At 63.8% G+C, this 19904-nt stretch carries 23 protein-coding genes and 1 tRNA gene; 12 read left to right on the top strand and 12 right to left on the bottom strand.

Features of this window, described 5'->3' with window-relative positions:
- The first annotated feature begins 7 nt into the window (after nt 1-7).
- From ccmA to C2I35_RS15770, 5 genes are read left to right on the top strand one after another with little or no spacing between them, the layout of a single operon-like run.
- On the top strand, nt 8-625 hold the full coding sequence (gene ccmA, locus C2I35_RS15790) for a heme ABC exporter ATP-binding protein CcmA (protein WP_103764016.1): 618 nt from the start codon (nt 8-10) through the stop codon (nt 623-625).
- Nucleotides 622-1278, top strand: a complete 657-nt coding sequence (ccmB, locus tag C2I35_RS15785) for a heme exporter protein CcmB (RefSeq protein WP_103764015.1) — start codon at nt 622-624, stop codon at nt 1276-1278. The genes ccmA and ccmB overlap by 4 nt, the downstream gene beginning before the upstream one ends.
- 16 nt (nt 1279-1294) lie before the next feature.
- Nucleotides 1295-2029 (top strand): heme ABC transporter permease, encoded by a 735-nt coding sequence (locus C2I35_RS15780; RefSeq protein WP_103764014.1) that lies wholly within the window; start codon nt 1295-1297, stop codon nt 2027-2029.
- Complete coding sequence (locus tag C2I35_RS15775) at nt 2029-2184, top strand: heme exporter protein CcmD (RefSeq protein WP_371931625.1); 156 nt, start codon at nt 2029-2031, stop codon at nt 2182-2184. Before C2I35_RS15780 ends, C2I35_RS15775 begins: the two co-directional genes overlap by 1 nt.
- Nucleotides 2177-2716 (top strand): DsbE family thiol:disulfide interchange protein, encoded by a 540-nt coding sequence (locus C2I35_RS15770; RefSeq protein WP_245890512.1) that lies wholly within the window; start codon nt 2177-2179, stop codon nt 2714-2716. Before C2I35_RS15775 ends, C2I35_RS15770 begins: the two co-directional genes overlap by 8 nt.
- A gap of 6 nt (nt 2717-2722) precedes the next feature.
- Here the strand turns inward: C2I35_RS15770 and C2I35_RS22650 are convergent, their stop codons facing one another.
- On the bottom strand, nt 2723-2857 hold the full coding sequence (locus tag C2I35_RS22650) for a hypothetical protein (RefSeq protein ID WP_281255073.1): 135 nt from the start codon (nt 2855-2857) through the stop codon (nt 2723-2725).
- A gap of 209 nt (nt 2858-3066) precedes the next feature.
- Here C2I35_RS22650 and C2I35_RS15765 point away from each other — a divergent pair, with 209 nt between their 5' ends.
- Nucleotides 3067-4149 (top strand): ABC transporter ATP-binding protein, encoded by a 1083-nt coding sequence (locus C2I35_RS15765; RefSeq protein ID WP_103764098.1) that lies wholly within the window; start codon nt 3067-3069, stop codon nt 4147-4149.
- Between the two features lie 3 nt (nt 4150-4152).
- Here the strand turns inward: C2I35_RS15765 and C2I35_RS15760 are convergent, their stop codons facing one another.
- The 3 genes from C2I35_RS15760 to purB form a co-directional block, all read right to left on the bottom strand.
- A complete protein-coding gene (locus tag C2I35_RS15760) occupies nt 4153-5226 on the bottom strand; it encodes a flagellar motor switch protein FliG (RefSeq protein WP_103764011.1) in 1074 nt (357 codons plus the stop codon).
- A 241-nt stretch (nt 5227-5467) separates the two neighbouring features.
- On the bottom strand, nt 5468-5635 hold the full coding sequence (locus C2I35_RS22200) for a hypothetical protein (RefSeq protein ID WP_170067234.1): 168 nt from the start codon (nt 5633-5635) through the stop codon (nt 5468-5470).
- 106 nt (nt 5636-5741) lie between these two features.
- Entirely contained in the window at nt 5742-7049 is a 1308-nt protein-coding gene (gene purB / locus C2I35_RS15755) for an adenylosuccinate lyase (protein ID WP_103764010.1), read from the bottom strand.
- Between the two features lie 55 nt (nt 7050-7104).
- Here purB and C2I35_RS15750 point away from each other — a divergent pair, with 55 nt between their 5' ends.
- Complete coding sequence (locus C2I35_RS15750; RefSeq protein WP_245890511.1) at nt 7105-7560, top strand: DUF6314 family protein; 456 nt, start codon at nt 7105-7107, stop codon at nt 7558-7560.
- Between the two features lie 172 nt (nt 7561-7732).
- Here the strand turns inward: C2I35_RS15750 and C2I35_RS15745 are convergent, their stop codons facing one another.
- The 6 genes from C2I35_RS15745 to C2I35_RS15720 form a co-directional block, all read right to left on the bottom strand.
- On the bottom strand, nt 7733-8449 hold the full coding sequence (locus C2I35_RS15745) for a hypothetical protein (RefSeq protein WP_103764009.1): 717 nt from the start codon (nt 8447-8449) through the stop codon (nt 7733-7735).
- A gap of 165 nt (nt 8450-8614) precedes the next feature.
- Nucleotides 8615-9049, bottom strand: coding sequence for a glyoxalase superfamily protein (locus tag C2I35_RS15740; RefSeq protein ID WP_103764008.1), 435 nt, complete (start codon nt 9047-9049; stop codon nt 8615-8617).
- 187 nt (nt 9050-9236) lie between these two features.
- Entirely contained in the window at nt 9237-10052 is an 816-nt protein-coding gene (locus C2I35_RS15735) for a lytic murein transglycosylase (protein WP_103764007.1), read from the bottom strand.
- A gap of 114 nt (nt 10053-10166) precedes the next feature.
- A complete protein-coding gene (locus tag C2I35_RS15730; protein WP_103764006.1) occupies nt 10167-11030 on the bottom strand; it encodes a hypothetical protein in 864 nt (287 codons plus the stop codon).
- A gap of 216 nt (nt 11031-11246) precedes the next feature.
- Nucleotides 11247-12653 carry a type I glutamate--ammonia ligase gene (glnA, locus tag C2I35_RS15725; RefSeq protein WP_103764096.1) on the bottom strand — a complete coding sequence of 469 codons (1407 nt, stop codon included), beginning with the start codon at nt 12651-12653 and terminating at the stop codon, nt 11247-11249.
- Between the two features lie 36 nt (nt 12654-12689).
- Nucleotides 12690-13028, bottom strand: coding sequence for a P-II family nitrogen regulator (locus tag C2I35_RS15720; protein WP_103764005.1), 339 nt, complete (start codon nt 13026-13028; stop codon nt 12690-12692).
- Between the two features lie 168 nt (nt 13029-13196).
- Between C2I35_RS15720 and C2I35_RS15715 the strand changes: the two genes are divergently transcribed.
- Nucleotides 13197-14750 carry an NAD(P)H-hydrate dehydratase gene (locus C2I35_RS15715; RefSeq protein ID WP_103764004.1) on the top strand — a complete coding sequence of 518 codons (1554 nt, stop codon included), beginning with the start codon at nt 13197-13199 and terminating at the stop codon, nt 14748-14750.
- A 26-nt stretch (nt 14751-14776) separates the two neighbouring features.
- On the opposite strand, the gene C2I35_RS15710 is transcribed toward C2I35_RS15715, so the two are convergent.
- Nucleotides 14777-15274 carry a Hint domain-containing protein gene (locus tag C2I35_RS15710; protein WP_103764003.1) on the bottom strand — a complete coding sequence of 166 codons (498 nt, stop codon included), beginning with the start codon at nt 15272-15274 and terminating at the stop codon, nt 14777-14779.
- Nucleotides 15275-15437: 163 nt separating this feature from the next.
- Between C2I35_RS15710 and C2I35_RS15705 the strand changes: the two genes are divergently transcribed.
- Nucleotides 15438-15522, top strand: a tRNA-Leu gene (locus C2I35_RS15705).
- Between the two features lie 116 nt (nt 15523-15638).
- Here the strand turns inward: C2I35_RS15705 and guaD are convergent.
- Nucleotides 15639-16925 carry a guanine deaminase gene (gene guaD / locus C2I35_RS15700; protein WP_103764002.1) on the bottom strand — a complete coding sequence of 429 codons (1287 nt, stop codon included), beginning with the start codon at nt 16923-16925 and terminating at the stop codon, nt 15639-15641.
- A 129-nt stretch (nt 16926-17054) separates the two neighbouring features.
- Here guaD and mgtE point away from each other — a divergent pair, with 129 nt between their 5' ends.
- The 3 genes from mgtE to C2I35_RS15685 all read left to right on the top strand — a co-directional run bounded on the left by mgtE (nt 17055) and on the right by C2I35_RS15685 (nt 19845).
- Nucleotides 17055-18488, top strand: coding sequence for a magnesium transporter (gene mgtE, locus C2I35_RS15695; RefSeq protein ID WP_103764095.1), 1434 nt, complete (start codon nt 17055-17057; stop codon nt 18486-18488).
- A complete protein-coding gene (locus C2I35_RS15690) occupies nt 18485-19042 on the top strand; it encodes a 5-formyltetrahydrofolate cyclo-ligase (protein WP_103764001.1) in 558 nt (185 codons plus the stop codon). Before mgtE ends, C2I35_RS15690 begins: the two co-directional genes overlap by 4 nt.
- Before the next feature lie 329 nt (nt 19043-19371).
- Complete coding sequence (locus C2I35_RS15685; protein WP_103764000.1) at nt 19372-19845, top strand: OsmC family protein; 474 nt, start codon at nt 19372-19374, stop codon at nt 19843-19845.
- Nucleotides 19846-19904: the final 59 nt, after the last annotated feature.

The following is a 19904-nucleotide window of genomic DNA, read 5'->3' as shown; positions in this document are numbered from 1 at the left end:
GCCGGCGATGCGCCTGACGGTCCGGGACCTTTGCGTGGCACGCGGCGGCGTGCGGGTGCTGGACGGTCTGAGTTTCGCCGTCGCGGCGGGCGAGGCGCTGGTGCTGCGCGGGCCGAACGGGGCGGGCAAGACGACCCTTTTGCGCACGTTGGCGGGGTTGCAGCCGCCGGTCTCGGGCACGGTGGACTATCCCGCCGACAGCGTGGTTTACGCGGGACACGCGGACGGGATCAAGCCCGCGCTGAGCGTGGTCGAGAACCTGAGCTTCTGGGCGCAGGTCTTTGGCCGCAAAGAGATTTCTCACGCCTTGGCAGCTTATGAACTGGAAAGTTTGGCGGATCGGCCGGCAGGGTTTCTGTCTGCCGGGCAGAAGCGGCGGCTGGGGCTGGCGCGGCTGTTGGTGACGGGCCGCGCGATCTGGATCCTGGACGAGCCGACCGTGTCGCTGGACGCCCGTGCGGTTGCGATGTTCGCCGCCGTTGTGCGGGCGCATCTGGCCGAAGGTGGGATCGCGGTGCTGGCCACGCATATCGACCTTGGCCTTGACGAAGCGACCGTGCTGGACGTGGCGCCCTTTCGCGCGGTGCGGCAGGAACTGGATGATTTCGACGAGGCCTTCCTGTGAAGGCGCTTCTGCTGCGGGACATACGGCTGGCCGTGCGGGCCGGGGGTGGGTTCGGCCTTGGGCTGGCGTTCTTCCTGATCGTCGTGGTGCTGGTTCCGTTCGGCGTGGGGCCGCAATCAGAACTGTTGTCGCGGATCGCGGCGGGGATCCTGTGGATCGGCGCGCTGCTGGCCTGTCTTGTGTCGCTCGACCGGATCTTCGCGCTGGACTGGGAAGACGGCAGCCTTGATTTGCTGGCCACGGCCCCGCTGCCGATGGAGGCGGTGGCCGCCATCAAGGGGCTGGCGCACTGGGTCACGACGGGATTGCCGCTGGTGCTGGCCGCCCCTGTGCTGGGCGTGCTGTTGAGCCTGCCGGCGCAGGGCTATGGGCCATTGGTGCTGTCGCTGCTCCTGGGCACGCCTGGCTTAAGCATGATCGGGGCGTTCGGGGCGGCGCTGACAGTGGGGCTGCGCCGGGGCGGGCTGCTGCTGAGCCTGCTTGTGCTGCCACTTTACGTGCCAACATTGATCTTTGGCGCCGAGATGGCGCGGCGGGGCGTGGACGGGCAGGACTACACGACGCCGATGCTGATGCTGGCGGGGATCACCTGCGGCACCATCGCGCTTTTGCCTTTCGCGTCGGCTGCGGTATTGAGGGTCAACCTGCGTTAACGGAGGAGTCACACGCGTGGCATCATTGTGGGAATACGCCAACCCGAAGAAGTTCATCGACACGACGGACAAGGTTCTGCCGTGGGTGTCGGTGCTGGCCGTGCTTTGCCTGGCGACCGGGCTCATCTGGGGCTTTTTCTTCACGCCGGACGATTTCCGGCAAGGCTCGACCGTCAAGATCATATATCTGCACGTGCCGAGCGCGCTGATGGCGATCAACGCGTGGATCATGATGCTGCTGGCGTCCTTGATATGGGTGGTGCGGCGACACCACGTCAGCGCGCTGGCGGCCCGCGCGGCCGCACCCGTGGGCGTGGTGATGACGGTGATAGCGCTGGCGACCGGGGCGATCTGGGGCCAGCCGATGTGGGGGACATGGTGGGCGTGGGATCCGCGGCTGACGTCGTTCCTGATCCTGTTCCTGTTCTACCTCGGCTACATCGCGCTATGGGAAGCCATCGAGAATGATGACACGGCGGCCGATCTCACTTCGATCCTGTGCATCGTGGGATCGGTCTTTGCCCTGCTGAGCCGATATGCGGTGCTGTTCTGGAACCAGGGGCTGCACCAGGGGGCGTCGCTGAGCCTCGACAAGGAGGAGAACGTGGCGGACGTGTTCTATTTCCCGCTGTTGGTGTGTATCGCGGGATTCGTGTTCCTGTTCATCGCGCTGGTCTTCCTGCGCACGCAAACCGAGATCCGGGCGCGGCGCATGCGGGCGCTCCTGGCACGTGACAGGATGGAGGCGTGATGCCGGAGCTTGGAAAATACGCCGAGGCGGTGCTGTCGTCCTATGCGGTGTCGCTGGTGCTGTTGATCGCGCTGGCCCTGTTCAGCTGGCGGCGGTCGGTGCGCGTGAAGAACGCGCTGAAAGATATTGAAGGAAAGCGGAAATCGGATGCCTAAGACCTCGTTCCTCATGGTGCTGCCGCCGTTGATCTTCGCCGCACTGGCCGCGGTGTTCTATATCGGGATGCAGCGCGAGGACCCCGATGCGTTGCCGTCGGCCATCGAGGGCAAACCGGCGCCCGCCGTGGCGCTGACTCCGCTGGAGGGCAAGACGCCGTTCACCGACGCGGAGTTGCGCAGTGGCGGCGTGAAGCTGGTGAACTACTGGGCCAGCTGGTGCGCACCGTGCCGGGTGGAGCATCCGCACCTGGAGGCGCTGGCCGAGGAAGGCGTCACCATCTACGGCGTGAATTACAAGGATCAGCCGGGCAATGCGCTGGGTTTCCTGGAGGAACTGGGTGATCCCTATACGGCCATCGGGGCCGATCCGAACGGGCGCATGGCGCTGGACTGGGGGCTTTACGGCGTACCGGAGACCTATGTCATCGACGGCGAAGGGCGGGTCGTGCTGCGATTTCCGGGGCCGATCACCGAGCGCGTATTGGAAGGCCAGATCCGCCCCGCGATCGAGAAAGCGCGGGGCGGCTGAGACCTGTTATTTCTTGCAGGTTTCGACCTGGGCGGCCTCGCCCAGCGGGCATGCGGGGGGTGTGTCGGGGCTTGCCAGGGCGCCGGTGATGGCCAGAAGGGCGATCAGGGCGACCTGTATGGAGATCAGGTATTTTCGCATCGGTAGGTTCCGTCGTTTTTTTGGTTTTGCTGCTCGTTCGTACGATTCAGATAGGCACAACCGTCGCATCGCGATAGTCGGAAAATTCTGACCTCGGCGCACATTTGCGTGTTTCCCATGCGAGCGGCGGCATCTTGCGCGGGGCGGGCGGGATTGCTATCTGCGACGGCAAGCCCGACATATTCGATCGGAAAAGCGAAGAGGCTGACGTGCAGGACACCACCCCGCGCCTTGAGACACGCAATCTCGTGCGCCGTTACGACGGGCGCATCGTGGTGGATGACGTGTCGCTGTCGGTGCTGCCCGGGCAGGTGACGTGCCTTCTGGGGCCGTCGGGCTGTGGCAAGTCGACGACGCTGCGGATGATCGCGGGCGTCGAGATGCAGGACGCGGGCGAGATCTGGGTCGATGGCAAGCTGGTCTGCGATACGGTGTTTCGCGTGCCGCCCGAACGGCGGCATATCGGCCTTATGTTCCAGGATTTCGCCCTGTTCCCGCATCTGCGCGTGGGCGAAAACGTGGCCTTCGGGCTGGGTGGAACGGCCGATGAGAAGGCCGCACGCGTTGGCGAATTGCTGGAACGCGTGGGGCTGGAGGGCTATGACCGCAACTTTCCGCACGAGTTGTCGGGGGGCGAGCAGCAGCGGGTGGCGCTGGCCCGCGCCTTGGCTCCCCGGCCTTCGATCATGCTGATGGACGAGCCGTTTTCGGGGCTCGACAACCGGCTGCGCGACGGTATCCGGGACGAGACGCTGGAGATCCTGCGCGAGCAGGACACCGCGGTGCTGCTGGTCACGCACGAGCCCGAGGAGGCGATGCGCATGGCCGACACGATCGCGCTGATGCGCGACGGGCGGATCGTGCAGCAGGGCGCGCCGTATAACATCTACAACGCGCCCGCCGACCGCGCGGCGGTGTCCTTCTTCAGCGACGTGAACGTGGTGAAGGGAGAGGTGCATGGCGCGCTGGCGCAGACGCCTTTCGGCCAGTTCCTGGCGCCGGGGGTGCCGGACGGGCAGGCGGTGGAGATCGTGGTGCGCCCGCAGCACGTGAAGCTGGATTTCGACCGCGCGGGCAAGGGCCCGGCGCCGACGATCAGCGACGGCACGGCGGTGCGCGGCGAAGTGCGTCGGGCGCGATTCATGGGGGGCGAAAGCCTGGTCGAGTTCGAAATGGCGTTTGGCGGGCCACGCTTCAAGGTGACGGTGCCGGCGGTGTTCCTGCCCAGGAACGGCACGCCGATGTGGCTGACCATCCGGCGCGACAAGTGCTTCATCTTTCCGGTAAGCTGAGCCTCAGGCGTTTTCCTCTTCATCGTCGTCCGGCACGATAAGCTGCAATTCGCCGCTGGCCTCCAGCGTGCGGATGACATTGATCACGTCGGTCATGGCAGCCTCGCCGTCCTTGGGTTTGAACTTGCCCAATGCCTCGACTTCCTCTCGCAGGGCGTCGGACATGCGTTTCGACATGTTTTCCAATATGAAATCGGCGGATTCCTTGGTGTCTTCGCTGGTTTGGGCATGGGCCAGCGCCTGCACCAGAGCGGCCTGTTCGACATCGCGGGTGATCTTGGGCACATCGATGGGATTGAGGCGTTCGGAAATGTTGACGAAGGTGAAGATGGCCTTGCGGACTTTGGCCGCAAAGCCTTGGTCGCTTTCGTCGAGGCCCATGAGAACGTCGTCGCGGGTGGCGGCGGGGGAATAGTTGAGGATGGCGCCGACACGTTCGACCGGGCCATCGGCAAAGGCCGTTTCGGGCACGCTGTGCAGTTGTGCGGCAAGCGACAGGCCAATCCGGTCGACGGCATCGGGGGTGACCGCGCCGGTCTGGGACATGGCGACGGCGATGCGTCGCGCGGCGTCGCCCGGCATTTTTCCCAAGAGTTCGGCGGCGCGGGTCACGTCGAGCTTGGACAGCAGGACAGCCGCGACCTCGGTGCTTTCGGATTGCAGGATATCGAGCAGGTCGTCGGTTTGGGCGGTATGCACCTGTTCCCACGGTTCGCCGAACTGGCGCACGCCGGCCTCCTTGCGCAGGCGCGAGGCGGTTTGCGGGCTGATGCGCCCGTCGAGCGCGGTGAGCGCGCCGGCGACGCCGCGCGGGAAGGTCAGGCCCATCGCCTCGACCTCGGAGGCGAATTCGGCCACGACATCGGCCAGGGTCGCGCGGTCGACATAGCGCATCGTACCCATTTGCTGGGTCAGGCGGCGCTGCAATTCGTCGGGCAGGTCCTGCAAGGGAACATCCGCGCCTTCGTTGATGAGAAAACGGACGATGATCGCGGCCTTTTGCCGGCGAGTCAGCTGGGCCGCCGCGTTTGCGGACGGCCCTGAAAGCGCCAGTTGCCCAAAATTGCTGCTGCTCATTCCAGTCCCCGGATGACGTTCCGGCAAACTAGGGCGGGAGTGGTGAAGAAACCGCTAAAGGTAAGATTAAAGCGTTTCGCGATAAACCTGACTCACCGCTTACCCGCGAAACGCAGCAAAACATACAATCGTTGCACGCGTTTCGCCTTTCGCTGATGGCTCAGGTAAAAGACGAAACGCTTTGAAAACGGCGCTGCCCGGACCCGGGAGCGCCGCTTCTTTTCGGGATATGGCCCGCCGGTCAGCTCATGGTCTGTTCGACGCAGGTGCCGGTATTCTTGTCCCACACCATGCCTTCGGCGCAGGAAGCGGCCTGTTGCGATTTGCCGGGGCACATCGCGGCGGCCGAAACGGTGGTGCCCAGAACGAGGGCGAACGACGTCAGAATGGTCTTGGTCTTGGACTTCATGGATTGAACTCCTTTGCACTAAGACCCCGATGGTAACACGAAATTGGTCTCTGACCAGTGTTTCAGCCCGAACTTGCGCGGCTCGTGGCCCGATCTGCCCGGAAATTCAGCTTTCCCCGAAGACGCGGGTGAAGATCGTGTCGACATGCTTGGTGTGGTAATCCATGTCGAATTTCTCTTCGATCTGATCCGTGCCGAGGGCGGCGACGACATCGGCATCGGCCAGCAATTCCTCTTTGAAATCCGTGCGCTGTTCCCAGACTTTGAGCGCGTTGCGCTGGACCATGGCGTAGGCGTCCTCGCGGCTGACGCCCGCTTGCGTCAGGGCCAGAAGGACGCGTTGGGACATCACGAGGCCCGGGAACTTGTTCATGTTTTCCAGCATGTTCTCGGGGAAGATTATCATCTTGTCGACCACGCCGGTCAGGCGGGCGAGGGCGAAATCGAGCGTCACGGTGGCGTCGGGGCCGATCATCCGCTCGACCGAGCTGTGCGAGATGTCGCGTTCGTGCCAGAGGGCCACGTTTTCCATCGCCGGGATCACCGACATGCGCACGAGGCGCGCGAGGCCGGTGAGGTTCTCGGTCAGGACCGGGTTTTTCTTGTGCGGCATGGCACTGGAGCCCTTCTGGCCCATCGAGAAGAACTCGGCGCCTTCCAGAACCTCGGTGCGCTGCATGTGGCGGATTTCGATCGCGACGTTCTCGATGGACGAGGCAATAACGCCAAGCGTTGCGAAGAAGGCGGCGTGGCGGTCGCGGGGGATGACTTGCGTGCTGATGGGCTCGGGTTCGAGGCCCAGTTGCTTGCAGACATGTTCTTCGACGCGGGGGTCGATATTGGCGAAGGTGCCGACGGCGCCGGAAATGGCGCCGGTGGCGACCTCGGCGCGGGCGGTGCGCAGGCGGGTAAGGTTGCGGTCCATCTCGGCATAGAAGCGCGCGAAGGTGAGGCCCATGGTGGTGGGTTCGGCGTGGATGCCGTGGGAGCGACCAACGCGCAGGGTCATCTTGTGCTCGAACGCGCGGCGCTTGAGGGCGGCGAGAAGGTCTTCCATGTCTGCGATCAGCAGGTCGGCGGCGCGGACGAGCTGCACGTTGAGGCAGGTATCCAGCACGTCCGAGGAGGTCATGCCCTGGTGGACGAAACGCGCTTCCTCGGAGCCCACATGCTCGGCCAGGTGGGTGAGGAAGGCGATGACATCATGCTTGGTCACGGCCTCGATCTCGTCGATCCGGGCGACGTCGAATTCGACATCCTTGGCTTTCCAGACGGCCTCGGCATTTTCGCGCGGGATCACGCCAAGGTCGGCCATCGCGTCGCAGGCATGGGCCTCGATCTCGTACCAGATGCGGAATTTGGTGGCGGGTTCCCAGATGGCGACCATGTCGGGGCGGGAATAGCGAGGGATCATGCGAACGGACCTTTGGATTGAATGGCTGTCGGGCGCGGTTTAGACGGAGGAACGGGTGGCGGCAAGACGGGCGTGGCGATTGGTACCGGAACTGGCAGAATTCGAGGGAACGTGGCGGCTGGAGCGCGACGTGGTGCACGAGGGCGCGCCGCCCGCGCGGTTCGAGGGTGAGGCGCGGCTTAATCCCGGGCAGGGCGGGTTGGTCTATCGCGAGGCGGGCGTGCTGACCGTGGCCGGGCAGGCGCCGATGCGGGCCGAACGGGCGTATCTGTGGCGGGCCGGAAAGAGCGGCGGGATCGATGTGATGTTCGAGGATGGCCGGTTCTTTCACAGCATTACCGAGGACGGTGAGGCGCAGCACTGGTGCGATCCGGATATGTATGATGTGCAGTACGATTTTGCGGGCTGGCCTCAGTGGCGCGCGATCTGGGCCGTGTCGGGGCCGCGCAAGGCCTACCGAATGGTCAGCCGTTATGCCCCCTCGGTGGGAGAGGTGAACAGCCTGCCTTAATTCGGTCAAATTGTTTCGTTATAAGAGACAATAGCAAAAGGAAAGCCGCGCGGGTGCGATCCCTGAGCCAGGCGCAGAAACAGAAAAGCCGAACAAAAACAGGCTTCATACAGGCAGGGCGGCACCCAGAGGTGTCGCCCGTTTCACCTTTGCAAGGATCAGGTGGGGTTGATCAATTATCGCCCGTGATGTCGCGCAGCATCGAATACGTGAAGAGAAACGCACCGAGCGGGGCAGTGTACAACATGATCGACAGCGCCATCGTGTGCACTGTCAGGCGCAGCGGCTTCGTAGGCACGGCGCGTTTTTCAAGCCAGCTTGGCACGGCCGTGACGGTATCGGGCACCTCTTCGGACAGGATTACGTCGAAATACTCTTCGGTAGTTAAGACAGTGGTGGTCCGGCGTTGGCGTGCGGCGGGCTGTGCGTCGAGATTGGCCGGAGCGGAGGGGCCGGACGCGGGGGGCGACTTGCGCAAAAGATCGTAGAGCGACAGGATCAGGTCGTGGTCAACCATTTCGGGCGTTTCGCCGCGCATGATCGTGTCATAGGGCATGTCGTCCTTGATGCGATAGATCAATCGGTCGGCAAGATGCGCGAAGGAGACATCCAGAAGGTCGTCGCCGTTCGGTTCGTCGGGACTGCGCCCGATGGCAAGCACGAGATGCGTGTAACGATCCTCATGGCTGGGAGGCAAAAGAGCGACGGCGATTCGCACGCCGATCCGGTCTATCATCGCGATGGAGTCGCTGACCCAGTGAATCCGGCGCGGCTGGGCGTCGGAGTTTTGCAGCATCTCGTCGATCGCGTGAACGATATCGCCGGCCTGCGCCACTGGCGCGCGGCGATAGCCGAAAGTCGCGATGGAGGTCTGTAGGGAGTCGTACATACTCTGCCTTCGAAGGGTCTAGGAAATTCCAGACCTATGCTGCAACTGGGACGGGCGTTGGAAAAGATTGTGGCAAGTTCAAGAAGGCGCTCCCGGATAGCGGACCGAGCGCCTTGATTTGAGGGGGCGTGCCGCGCTTTTTGAAGGTGCGGCACGCCAGAGGTGTCAGGTCAGGTCAAGGGCAACGTGCGGCTGTCCGTCAGAGGTTTTCTCGACCGTGCGCCCGGTGGCGCCGACCGTGCAGGTCACCCGTTTCCGCATTGCGCTGAAGCGGGTTGAGGCAACCACGTCGACGGGCGTGTCGAAGTCGATGCCCAGTTCCACGTGGTTCGGTCCGCGACGGCGAGCCGAGCGGATGGTGCCGGTGAACGCATGGCCGAGATAGTGCCCAGACACCCGTTGACCCAGCGCCCAGACGCGGGGAGCCGGAGCCGCGATGGCGTCGGACAGGGTGTTCCAGTCACGGTAGCCCCATTGATGAGCAACATGTTCGAGTGCCGTGGAGTGGCTGATGGGCGTTCCGGCGTGGCTGAGGGTCTGGCGAAGATTGCGCGCGTGACCTTTCAGCACGTCGCGCGGGGGAAGCGTGGTCTGTGTCATTGCAGTGATCCCATAAGGGGCAGATAGATCGGCAGGGCCCGCGTTGCTGCCCGGCCTGTGCCCCGGGGCGATGCAATGTCACTGTCAGGGCTTCACCATGGCCGAGCGGCTTGCGGGCGGCGGGGGCCTGACGCCCCGTAAGCCCGGCAGATAGGCAGCCGGCGGTTCTGCGTCAAGCCCCGCGCCGTCAGCCGTCGATCTTGGCGCCCATGATGGCGATGGCCTGTTGATAGACTGTGGCTGCGTTCCATTGCTTGATGACGCGGAAATTGGGCTGGCCCTGCTGGTAACCTGCGCCCGGCTGCCACCCCTTGCGGCGCAGGAAATTCGCCGTCGACACAAGAGCATCGGCCTGGTTGTAGAAATCCACGCGGCCGTCGCCGTTGCCGTCAACGCCGTAGGTCAGCGCGTTGCCCGGCAGGAACTGGGTATGGCCGAGTTCGCCATGCTTGGCGCCGCGCGTGTTGATGGTGATCGAGCCGCGATCCACCAGTTTCAGCGCGCCGATGGCGTGCGGACGGAAGAAGTCCGAGCGACGGCAGTCATAGGTCAGGGTCACGATGGCCGAGACGACCGAGCTGTCGCCCATGAAGCCGCCAAAGCCGGTTTCCATGCCGTGAATGGCGATGATGACCCCGGCGGGCACGCCGTAGTTCTGTTCGATCCAGTTGTAGAAGCCAGGGTTCTGCGCCTTGCGCTTGCGGCCCTGGGCGATGATCGTGTTGGCGCCGCGCACCTGCATGAACTTGTCGAGCGAGTAACGAAAGCTCTTCTGGTTGCGGTCGGCGGCGATGGTGCTGGAGGCGTAGCGGGTCTGGGCCAGTGCCTGAAGACCACGTTGACCGACACCGGAAGCCTGGGCCTGCTGGGCGAAGCCGGCCTTCCATTGTTCGAATCCGTTGGCGTTATTGCCACATTGCGCGAGCGCGGCCGTTCCGGTTGTGGCGGAGGCGGCAAGGGCAAGGGCGAGCGTGAAAATGCGGGATTTCGGTTTCGGGTACATTGGCAACTCCAGGTCAGACCGTCCAAGCTTAGCCGAGGGGGAACGGGGAACAAAGTCAATTCTCGGGGCCGGAGAAGACGCCGACCCGATGACTGCCGGAGTGCCGGGCGGAGCTCAAAGCAACACGCTCTGGACGACCTCCACAGCGGTGGCGGTGGCGCCGTTGGCCTGCAACGAGACGAAGAGCCCCGACAGGGCCGCCGCCTGTGAGACGAGGCGCAGGTTTTCACCTTTGATCAGGTTGATGATCACCAGCGCCAGCCCGACCGGCAGCGCGATGCAGGCCACCGCCAAGGACAAAAGCCAGGCCGCCAGGCGCAGGCGGTCGGTCTCCTCGGCAATGTTCTCGATGGCTGGAGCGAGCGTGTCCGGCGTGTCTTCGATGATGCCTTCGGACACGCCGAAGAACGCCTTCGAGGGCAGGATCGGCAAGACCGGCGGAGGCGTGTTTTCCAACCGCTCGTCCAGCTTGGTGTGCAGTTCGTCGATCTCGGTCAGGGCGGCGCGGGCGCGCACGGTCTGGTCCGGCAACCTGTCGGTTTCGGGCGTTTCATGCTCGGCAGGCTTGCGCGCCATCATGACGTCTTCAGCTGACAGGATCGCCTTTGGCTCGACCCATTGCAGGTGCTCTGGACGTAGCTGATCGCTGAGGGCAATTGCCACGCGGGCCAGCACGGCATCCATCGCGGTGGCGGGTTCGCCCGCCGCTTGGTCCCGTCGGGAGACGTCGATCTGCAGCAGGGTGCCGACCTTCAGCTCCAGACCCGGCAGCACGACATTGTCGCTGAGTGTCAGGCCGATCCGGTAATGTTCGGTCTCTACCCCGGCGTCCAGGTCGGACAGGAAGCCGAGCGACCGGCCGTCCTCGCAGAGACCGGTCAAGGCCTCGGCGGTGTGCGTGACCGCATCCAGAAGGTCGATTGTTTTTTCTTCCATGAAGATCAGACCTGCCGTGACGCGTTTATCGGTATGAGCCATTTTTCAAGTCCTGGTTGTTCGCGATCGAATTTAGATCATCCAAAAAGTTAGTGAACACAGTGCGTTTCAAATATGAAAACAATTGGGCACTGTTCGCGGACGAGCGGGAATCCGCCATTTTCCAGCAACTGCCTCGCGTGTTTTTTGAAGGACAGGATGAAAAAAACGGGCGCCTTCCGGAAAAGGCGCCCGCGTCGTTTCAGATTGGCTGAGAGATCAGCAGCTGTAGTACAGGCCGAACTCCACCGGGTGCGGCGTGTGTTCGTAAGTCTCGATCTCTTCCATCTTGAGTTCGATATAGCCTTCGATCTGGTCCTTTGTGAACACGTCACCGGCCAGAAGGTACTCGTGATCGGCCTGAAGCTCCTGCATGGCTTCGCGCAGGCTGCCGCAGACGGTCGGGATGCCTTCGAGCTCTTCGGCCGGCAGGTCGTAGAGGTTCTTGTCCATCGCCTCGCCCGGGTCGATCTTGTTCTTGATGCCGTCGAGACCGGCCATCAGAAGCGCAGCAAAGCACAGGTAAGGGTTTGCCGACGGATCGGGGAAGCGGGCCTCGACGCGCTTGGCTTTCGGCGACTCGGTCCACGGGATCCGGACGCAGCCCGAGCGGTTGCGGGCCGAGTAGGCGCGCAGCACGGGAGCTTCAAAGCCCGGGATCAGGCGCTTGTAGCTGTTGGTCGACGGGTTGGTGAAGGCATTGAGCGACTTGGCGTGCTTCAGGATGCCGCCGATGTACCACAGGGCCTCGTCCGAAAGGTCGGCATACTTGTCACCGGCGAAAAGCGGCTTGCCGTCTTTCCAGATCGACATGTTGACGTGCATGCCCGTGCCGTTGTCGCCCGCGATGGGCTTGGGCATGAACGTGGCCGACTTGCCGTAGGCGGCGGCGACGTTGTGGATGACGTACTTGTACTTCTGCAGCTCGTCCGCCTGCTTGGTCACGGTGCCGAAGATCAGGCCAAGCTCGTGCTGGCACGAGGCCACCTCGTGGTGGTGCTTGTCGACCTTCATGCCCAGGCGCTTCATGGTCGAGAGCATCTCGGAGCGGATGTCCTGGGATTCGTCCGTGGGGTTGACCGGGAAATACCCGCCCTTGACGCCCGGACGGTGGCCCATGTTGCCCATCTCGTACTCGGTGTCGGTATTCCAGGACGCGTCGATCGCGTCGACCTCGTAGGAGACCTTGTTGATCGAGTTGGAGAAGCGTACGTCGTCGAAGAGGAAGAATTCCGCTTCGGGGCCCATGAAGGCGCTGTCACCGATGCCGCTGGACTTCAGGTAGGCCTCGGCCTTTTCCGCGGTGCCGCGCGGGTCACGCTCGTAGGCTTCGCCGGTGTCCGGCTCGACGATCGAGCAGTGCACGCAGATGGTTTTCTCGGCATAGAAGGGGTCGATGTAGCCGCTGGCGGTGTCGGGCATCAGTTTCATGTCCGAGGCTTCGATCGATTTCCAGCCGGCGATCGACGAGCCGTCGAACATGAAGCCTTCCTCCAGGAAGTCCTCGTCGACCTCGTCGGCGATGACCGTCACGTGCTGCAGCTTGCCGCGGGGGTCGGTGAAACGGATGTCGACATACTCGACTTCCTCGTCCTTGATCGTCTTGAGCAGATCTTTTGCGCTCATGTCCATTGATCCCTTCGTTGTGGTTCCAGGTGTAGTTTACAGCGCGTCCGAACCGGACTCGCCGGTGCGGATGCGGATGGCTTGTTCGACGGGGCTGACGAAGATCTTGCCGTCACCGATCTTGTCGGTCTTGGCGGCATCGACGATGGCCTCGATGGCGGCGTCGACCTGATCGTCGTCCAGCACGACGTCGATTTTCACTTTGGGCAGGAAATCGACGACATATTCCGCACCGCGATAGAGCTCGGTGTGGCCCTTCTGGCGGCCGAAGCCCTTGACTTCGATCACCGAGAGGCCTTGTACACCCACCTCTTGAAGCGCTTCTTTCACTTCATCGAGCTTGAAAGGCTTGATGATCGCCTCGATTTTTTTCATGGGTCGACTCCTCCGACTGACTTGCGGACTTTGCAGATCATTTCTGTTAACGCGGCACAATCGGATAGGAGGCTCGGGCGGAGTTGTGGCAGGGCGAACCTTTTGGGTGATTAAAATTTAGGCGTGTTGGCTTATTTTTGCGCGGAAATGAATCGAAAAGGAGCGGGAATGACCGAATTGCTTACCGCGGCCCAGATGCGCGCCATCGAAGAAGCCGCGATTGCGTCGGGCGAGGCGACCGGGCTGGACCTGATGGAACGCGCCGGGCGCGGCGTGGTCGCCGCAGTATTCGAAGAGTGGCCAGATTTGGCCGCGGCACCGCACCGGGCGGTGGTACTGTGCGGACCGGGGAACAATGGCGGCGACGGGTTCGTCGTGGCGCGGTTGTTGAAGGAGTGGGGCTGGGACGTGGAGGTGTTTCTCTATGGTGACCCCGCCAAGCTGCCTCCGGACGCACGTGTGAATTACCAGCGGTGGTCGGCGATGGGGAAGGTTGGCGACATGAGTCGCGACATTGAGCATCGGGAAAAATCCGACCTTTTCGTGGATGCCGTGTTCGGAACAGGACTCTCCCGGCCCGTGGAAGGGGGACTTGCGCAGGTTTTGGTGGCGTTCGATGGATTTCGAGAGTCGAGACATGTTCGCACCGTGGCTGTGGACATACCCTCAGGGCTTTGCGCCGACAGCGGTCGCGCAATGGGTACCTTTGCGAACGCAGATCTGACGGTAAGTTTCCATGAGGCCAAGCTGGGGCATTATCTGTCACGCGGGGCACAACAGGCGGGCAAGCTGGTGGTCAAGAGCATCGGGCTCTCCCAAGATGCCGCGCCGGACGGGGTTGTGCGGTTGGTGGACCGGGTGCCCGGTGGGCGACTGCGCAAGGCGGCGACGTCGCACAAATATGGCCACGGACATGCGCTGGTTCTGTCAGGAGGCGCGGGGCGCACCGGGGCCGCACGGCTGGCGGCGCGCGGGGCGCTGAGGATCGGGGCGGGGCTGGTAACACTGGGCGTACCGCCGAATGCGCAACAGGAGGTGGCGTGTCACGTGACGTCGATCATGCTGCGTCGGGCCGAGGGTGGCGACGGGCTGGCAGCGGTGCTGGAGGACGGGCGGTTGAATGCGGTCTGCCTGGGGCCGGGGCTGGGCGTCGAGCGGGCGCGCGAGTTGGTGCCGGCGGCGCTTGCGGGGGGTGGGTTGGAAACCCACCCTACACGGTCGGTGGTGCTGGATGCGGATGCGCTGACGGCGTTTGCAGAGCAGCCGGAAACGCTGTTCGGCATGTTGCATGAGCAAAGTGTTCTGACCCCGCATGCCGGAGAGTTCGCGCGGCTGTTCCCGGATGTTGCCGAGAAGCTGAACGCGGCGCCCACCAGTGGCCCGGCCTATTCCAAGGTGGATGCGACGCGCGCGGCGGCGAACAGGGCAGGATGTGTCGTGTTGTTCAAAGGGCCGGATACGGTGATCGCCGATCCCGATGGTCGCTGTTCGATCACCTCTGCCCAGTATGAACGGTCTGCACCCTGGCTGGCGACGGCGGGGGCAGGGGACGTGCTGGCCGGGTTCATTGCCGGGCTGTTGGCGCGAGGCTTTGCGCCGATGCAGGCCGCGGAGACAGGGGCATGGTTACATGTGGAATGCGCCCGCTCTTTCGGTCCGGGCCTGATCGCCGAGGATCTGCCGGAAGAGTTGCCGAAGGTGTTGCGCGCATTGGGCGTGTGAGGTCCCGGTTCAGGCCCGGGACAGGGTCACGCGGCTTTGGACAGCGCTTCGATATCGGTGGTGCTGGCCACTTCGAGCCCGTCGACATAGACGATGTGGGGCGTGTCGAAATCGAGAGTATAGAGTGTCAGGTCCGCCTCGCCCTCGTCGGTGATGAATTCGCCGTCGACAAGCTGCGAGATCTGTACCACGGCGCGCTTGGAGCCGAACATCGCCTCTGCCCGCCAATCGCGGATCAGCAGGGATTGGCCTGCGGGAAGCAGGACGTCGCGCACGGGGCGGGTGTGACCGAGCGATCCAGCCTGAACGCGGATCGCCCGGGTGCGCAGGGTTTGAACCGGGATGTCCTTCAGGATGGCCATGCCGGTGTCGCGCGTGATCACGCGGTCCCCGGGGCGGAGATCTTCCACCGTTTTCTCGCCGTCCAATGTCATGATAACTGCACCGGCGGCAAAGCCGCTGGCCTGCGCTTTGGCCCCGGACGGATTTATCCCGCCTGTGCCCCCGACCGTTTTCGGTTCCATGGGCTATCTCGCTCTGTTTTCTGCCTCAGATTTTTTATCACCATACGTCAAGATTTCGTTAATGTCGCGCGTTTTGTTCAAGGGCTGGGCATATTTGGTGGATGTGTTGCGGGGGAAATTGTCCTCGCATCCATCCGAAGGCTTTGCTAAGACGCGGCTCGATGCGGGTGTGGCGGAATTGGTAGACGCACCAGATTTAGGTTCTGGCGCCGCAAGGCGTGGGGGTTCAAGTCCCTTCACCCGCACCATGTTCCCTTATGCGGAAGCGCGGAGCGCTGAAACCGGGGTAGTTCAGCGCCAGGCATTTTCCTTTACCGACTGGCCTCAGAGTGGCGGGGTTCGAATGGTGGGGGGTAACCCCACCCTACGATTGCGGCTCTCCCATCACCCAGACCTGCGCGATTGCACGGTCGTCGCCCATCATGATCGTGGGGAAGACAGCTTGCCAGATGTCGTTCGCCGTGTTCGCGCGTTGGGTGATTGCCGGCGTCGAGGCGAGGTCGATGGCGATGAGGTCAGCCTCCATCCCCGGGGCGATGGTGCCGATGCAGTCGGACACGTGCAGGGCGTCGGCGCTGCCTGCCGTCGCCAGCCACCAGAGCTGGGCAGGATGCAGGGCGGTGCCGGTGAGTTGGCCGATCTCGTAGGCCGCCGCCATGGTGCGCAGCATCGAGAAGGACGAGCCGCCGCCGGTGTCGGTGGCAAGGCCGATGCGGTGGCCGTCATTGAAGCGCGCGGCGATATCGAAAAGGCCGGAGCCGATGAAAGTGTTGGAGGTGGGGCAGTGGATGAGCGCCGCGCCGACCTCGGACAGGCGGGCGCGTTCCAAGGGGGTGAGGTGGATGGCGTGGCCGTAGAGTCCGCGCGCGCCGAGGAGGCCGTGGGTCTCGTAGGTGTCGAGATAATCGCGCGCCGTGGGAAAGAGGGATTTGACCCAGTCGATTTCCTCGATCTGCTCGGAAAGATGCGTTTGCATCAGGCAGGTGGGGTGTTCGGCCCAGAGCGCACCGAGGGCGGAGAGCTGATCTGGCGTCGAGGTGGGCGAGAAGCGCGGGCTGATGGCGTAGGTCAGCCGGTCGGTGCCGTGCCACCGGGCAATGAGTGCGGCGCTGTCGTCATAGGCGGATCGGGCTGTGTCCAGCAACGCGGCGGGGGCGTTGCGATCCATGCAGGTTTTGCCGGCGACAGCGCGGAGGTTGCGGATATGCGCGGCCTGAAAGAAGGCGTCGGCGCTGTGGGCGTGGGAGGTGCAGAACGTGGCGACGGTGGTGGTGCCATTGGCCAGCGTCAGGTCGAGGTAGCGGTTTGCTGTCTCGCGTGCATAGGCTGGATCGGAAAGGCGCATTTCCTCGGGGAAGGTGTAGGTTTCCAGCCAATCGCGCAGGCGTTTGCCCCAGCTGGCGATGATGGCGGTCTGGGGATAATGCGCGTGGGCGTCGATGAAGCCGGGCGAGATGAGGTGGTCGTCGTAGCGCTCGATACGGGCGTCCGGAGCGGCGGCGCGCAGGTCTGCCAAAGGCCCTGTACGGGAGATGAGGCCGTTTTCGATCAGGACAGCCTCGTCGAGGCAGGCGGCGCCGGCGGGATCGCCTTCGAACGGTGAGCGGGTGAAGCAGAGGACTTGCCCGGTCAGGATGCGCTGGGTGGTCATGCGGGATGGTTTCCTCGGGGCTGGTCGTGAGAAGGATAGAAGTCGTGAACGGCGGCGTAAATGCTGCATATCGCGTTGTGATTTCCCCGCGCTTCGTCCTACATGTGCCGCAGAACCTGGGAGCGCGCGATGACCGAAAACCAGCAGGACGACGTGACCGAAGAACGCGAGCCCGCGCAGGTGCCCGAACCCGAGCGGGAGCCTGAGCGCGAGGACAGCGCCTATGTGCTGGATCAGAAGGCCGTGGGCCGGATCATGTATGCCGTGGATATCGGGGACCAGGCGATGCTGTGGCAGGAGCTGGAGCCGTTCCACCCCGCCGACATCGCCGACCTTCTGGAGCAGATCAATTCCTTCGACCGCCGCCGGCTGATCGAGCTTTACGGACACGAGTTCGACGGCGACGTGCTGACGGAACTGGACGAGACGATCCGCGAGGAGGTGATCTCGATCCTGTCGCCGGAGGTTCTGACCAACGCGGTGCGTGACCTTGAGTCGGACGATGTGGTCGACCTGGTCGAGGACATGGAGGAAAGCCGCGCTGCGGAGATCCTGGGGGTTCTGGAGGACAGTGACCGGACGCTGGTGCAGCAGTCACTGAGTTACCCTGAATATTCCGCCGGGCGCCTGATGCAGCGCGAGGTGGTGATGGCGCCGGAGCACTGGAATGTGGGCGAGGCGATCGATTACCTGCGCGACCAGGATGATCTGCCGGACCAGTTCTATCATATCGTGCTGGTGGACCCGCGGCTGAAGCCGGTGGGCAACGTGACGCTGGGCAAGCTGATGGCGTCGCGGCGGGAGGTGATGCTGAGTTCGCTGGTGGAAGAGACGTTTCATGTCATTCCCGCCGAGCAATACGAGGGCGACGTGGCCTATGCGTTCAACCAGTATCACCTGATTTCCGCCCCGGTGGTGGACGAGGACGAGCGGCTGGTGGGGGTGATCACCATCGACGACGCCATGGCCGTTCTGGACGAGGAACACGAGGAGGACATCCTGAGGCTGGCCGGTGTGAGCGAGGAAGGATCGTTGAGCGACCGGGTCATCAGCACCACCAAGCGGCGGTTTCCCTGGTTGGCGGTGAACCTTGTGACGGCGATCATGGCGTCCCTTGTGATCGCGCAGTTCGAGGCGGCGATTGCGCAGATCGTGGCGCTGGCGGTCTTGATGCCGATCGTGGCGTCGATGGGCGGCAACGCGGGCACGCAGAGCCTGACCGTGGCGGTGCGGGCGATTGCGACGAAGGACCTTACAGGATCGAACGTGTGGCGGTTCATCCGGCGCGAGGTGCTGGTGGGGCTGGTCAATGGCCTGATCTTTGCCGTGGTGATGGGGATCGTGGGCGTGCTGTGGTTCGGCGGGCCGGAGCTGGGCTACGTCATAGGCGCTGCGATGGTGATCAACCTGGTGATGGCCGGGCTGGCGGGCACGGTCATTCCGGTGGTGCTGGACCGGGTGGGCGTTGATCCGGCGCTGGCCTCGGGCGCGTTCGTGACGACGGTGACGGACGTGGTGGGCTTTTTCGCCTTCCTGGGCCTTGCGGCGGTGGTGCTGCTGTGAGCGACCTGGCGGAGGTGAAGGCGGCGGCGCGAAAGGCGGCGTTCGCGCGGCGCAAGGCTGCGTTTGACGCGGCAGAAGGCGCCGGGGCGGGCCTGTTGTCTGGCGTTCTTGCCGGGTATCGCGGCGTGCCGCTGGCCGGATACATGCCCATTCGCACCGAGATCGACCCGTTGCCGGCGATGAGCGAGGCGACGGCGCATGGCGCCGTTGGCGTGCCGGTGATCGAAGGCGAGGGGTTGCCGTTGAAGTTCTCGCGCTGGGAGCCGGGCGGGGCGCTACGCGATGGGCCGTTCGGGGCAAAGGTGCCTGAGGTCGACGATTTCTTCGAGCCGGAGATCCTGATCGTGCCTTTGGTGGCGTTCGACCGGAAAGGCGGTCGGCTGGGTTATGGCGGGGGGTTCTACGACCGGACGCTGGAGCTGTTGAGGGGCAAGCGGGCGACGCTGGCCATCGGCTTTGCCTTTGCGGCGCAGGAGGCCGAGGGGCTGCCGCTGGAGCCCACGGACCAGCCGCTGGACATGGTGGTGACGGAGAAAGAAGTTATTTCGTTCTGATGGGGGCGGCTTTTTGCACCACGGCGGTCGATGTTGTTAAACGCGCGGAAGCAAGGCGCAGCTTGCTGCGTCGCCGCGCGATCGTCCGCTGACCGAAAGGCGATTGCACGCAATCGCCGAAAGGGGGACCGCCCGTCACGCCGAAGGCGTGCCGACTATATACGGCGCACCTTTGGTGCGACGGGCTGGCGATTGGGGGACGCTGGCGATTTGATTTGAGGTTTTGCGGAAGTTGTTGAGATAAAGTGCCCTGACCAACTGTTGGGTCGCCATCCCGCGGTCTGGCGCTCGCGCGGCAAACCTCTCGCGCCTGCCGGAAGGAGATGAACATGGACACCCATGACTACACCGCCAAGGTGGTCTGGACCGGCAACCGGGGCGAGGGCACCCGGACTTACAAGGGCTATGACAGAACGTGGAACATCGAGACACCGGGCAAGCCGGTGGTGGCGTGTTCGAATGATCCGATGCTGGGCGGAGACCCAAACCTGCACAATCCCGAAGACCTGTTGCTGGCGACGGTGAGTGCGTGCCACATGCTGTGGTACCTGCACTTCGCCAGCGACGCGGGGATCGCGGTGCAGGGATATGTTGAAGATCCGCTGGGAGAGGCGGAAGTCGAGCGCTCGGGCAAGGGGCGGTTCACGCGGGCCGTGCTGCGCCCGGTGATCACGGTGCCGGAGGGCACCGACCTTGAGGCGGCGGATGCGATCCATGGGCGCATTCACGAGGTCTGTTTCGTGGCGCGGTCGGTGGCGTTTCCTATTGTCTTTGAGACGCGCTACGAGGTTGTGTCGGGCTGAGGTCGGGCGGCGCGAGGAGGTGCGAGGTCCCGGGTCAAGCCCGGGACGGCGGTCGGGCA

Source organism: Roseovarius confluentis (assembly GCF_002917925.1).
Lineage (GTDB): Bacteria > Pseudomonadota > Alphaproteobacteria > Rhodobacterales > Rhodobacteraceae > Roseovarius > Roseovarius confluentis.
The sequence above is the reverse complement of the archived record's forward strand: the minus strand, read 5'-3'. Positions and strand labels throughout refer to the sequence as shown.

Coding starts and splice junctions, on each gene's coding strand:
- ccmA (WP_103764016.1), top strand. CDS start 8: ATGCGCCTGACGGTCCGGGACCTTTGCGTGGCACGCGGCGGCGTGCGG.
- C2I35_RS15775 (WP_371931625.1), top strand. CDS start 2,029: ATGCCGGAGCTTGGAAAATACGCCGAGGCGGTGCTGTCGTCCTATGCG.
- C2I35_RS15770 (WP_245890512.1), top strand. CDS start 2,177: ATGCCTAAGACCTCGTTCCTCATGGTGCTGCCGCCGTTGATCTTCGCC.
- C2I35_RS22650 (WP_281255073.1), bottom strand. CDS start 2,857: ATGCGAAAATACCTGATCTCCATACAGGTCGCCCTGATCGCCCTTCTG.
- C2I35_RS15760 (WP_103764011.1), bottom strand. CDS start 5,226: ATGAGCAGCAGCAATTTTGGGCAACTGGCGCTTTCAGGGCCGTCCGCA.
- C2I35_RS22200 (WP_170067234.1), bottom strand. CDS start 5,635: ATGAAGTCCAAGACCAAGACCATTCTGACGTCGTTCGCCCTCGTTCTG.
- purB (WP_103764010.1), bottom strand. CDS start 7,049: ATGATCCCTCGCTATTCCCGCCCCGACATGGTCGCCATCTGGGAACCC.
- C2I35_RS15745 (WP_103764009.1), bottom strand. CDS start 8,449: ATGTACGACTCCCTACAGACCTCCATCGCGACTTTCGGCTATCGCCGC.
- C2I35_RS15740 (WP_103764008.1), bottom strand. CDS start 9,049: ATGACACAGACCACGCTTCCCCCGCGCGACGTGCTGAAAGGTCACGCG.
- C2I35_RS15735 (WP_103764007.1), bottom strand. CDS start 10,052: ATGTACCCGAAACCGAAATCCCGCATTTTCACGCTCGCCCTTGCCCTT.
- C2I35_RS15730 (WP_103764006.1), bottom strand. CDS start 11,030: ATGGCTCATACCGATAAACGCGTCACGGCAGGTCTGATCTTCATGGAA.
- glnA (WP_103764096.1), bottom strand. CDS start 12,653: ATGAGCGCAAAAGATCTGCTCAAGACGATCAAGGACGAGGAAGTCGAG.
- C2I35_RS15720 (WP_103764005.1), bottom strand. CDS start 13,028: ATGAAAAAAATCGAGGCGATCATCAAGCCTTTCAAGCTCGATGAAGTG.
- C2I35_RS15715 (WP_103764004.1), top strand. CDS start 13,197: ATGACCGAATTGCTTACCGCGGCCCAGATGCGCGCCATCGAAGAAGCC.
- C2I35_RS15710 (WP_103764003.1), bottom strand. CDS start 15,274: ATGGAACCGAAAACGGTCGGGGGCACAGGCGGGATAAATCCGTCCGGG.
- guaD (WP_103764002.1), bottom strand. CDS start 16,925: ATGACCACCCAGCGCATCCTGACCGGGCAAGTCCTCTGCTTCACCCGC.
- mgtE (WP_103764095.1), top strand. CDS start 17,055: ATGACCGAAAACCAGCAGGACGACGTGACCGAAGAACGCGAGCCCGCG.
- C2I35_RS15685 (WP_103764000.1), top strand. CDS start 19,372: ATGGACACCCATGACTACACCGCCAAGGTGGTCTGGACCGGCAACCGG.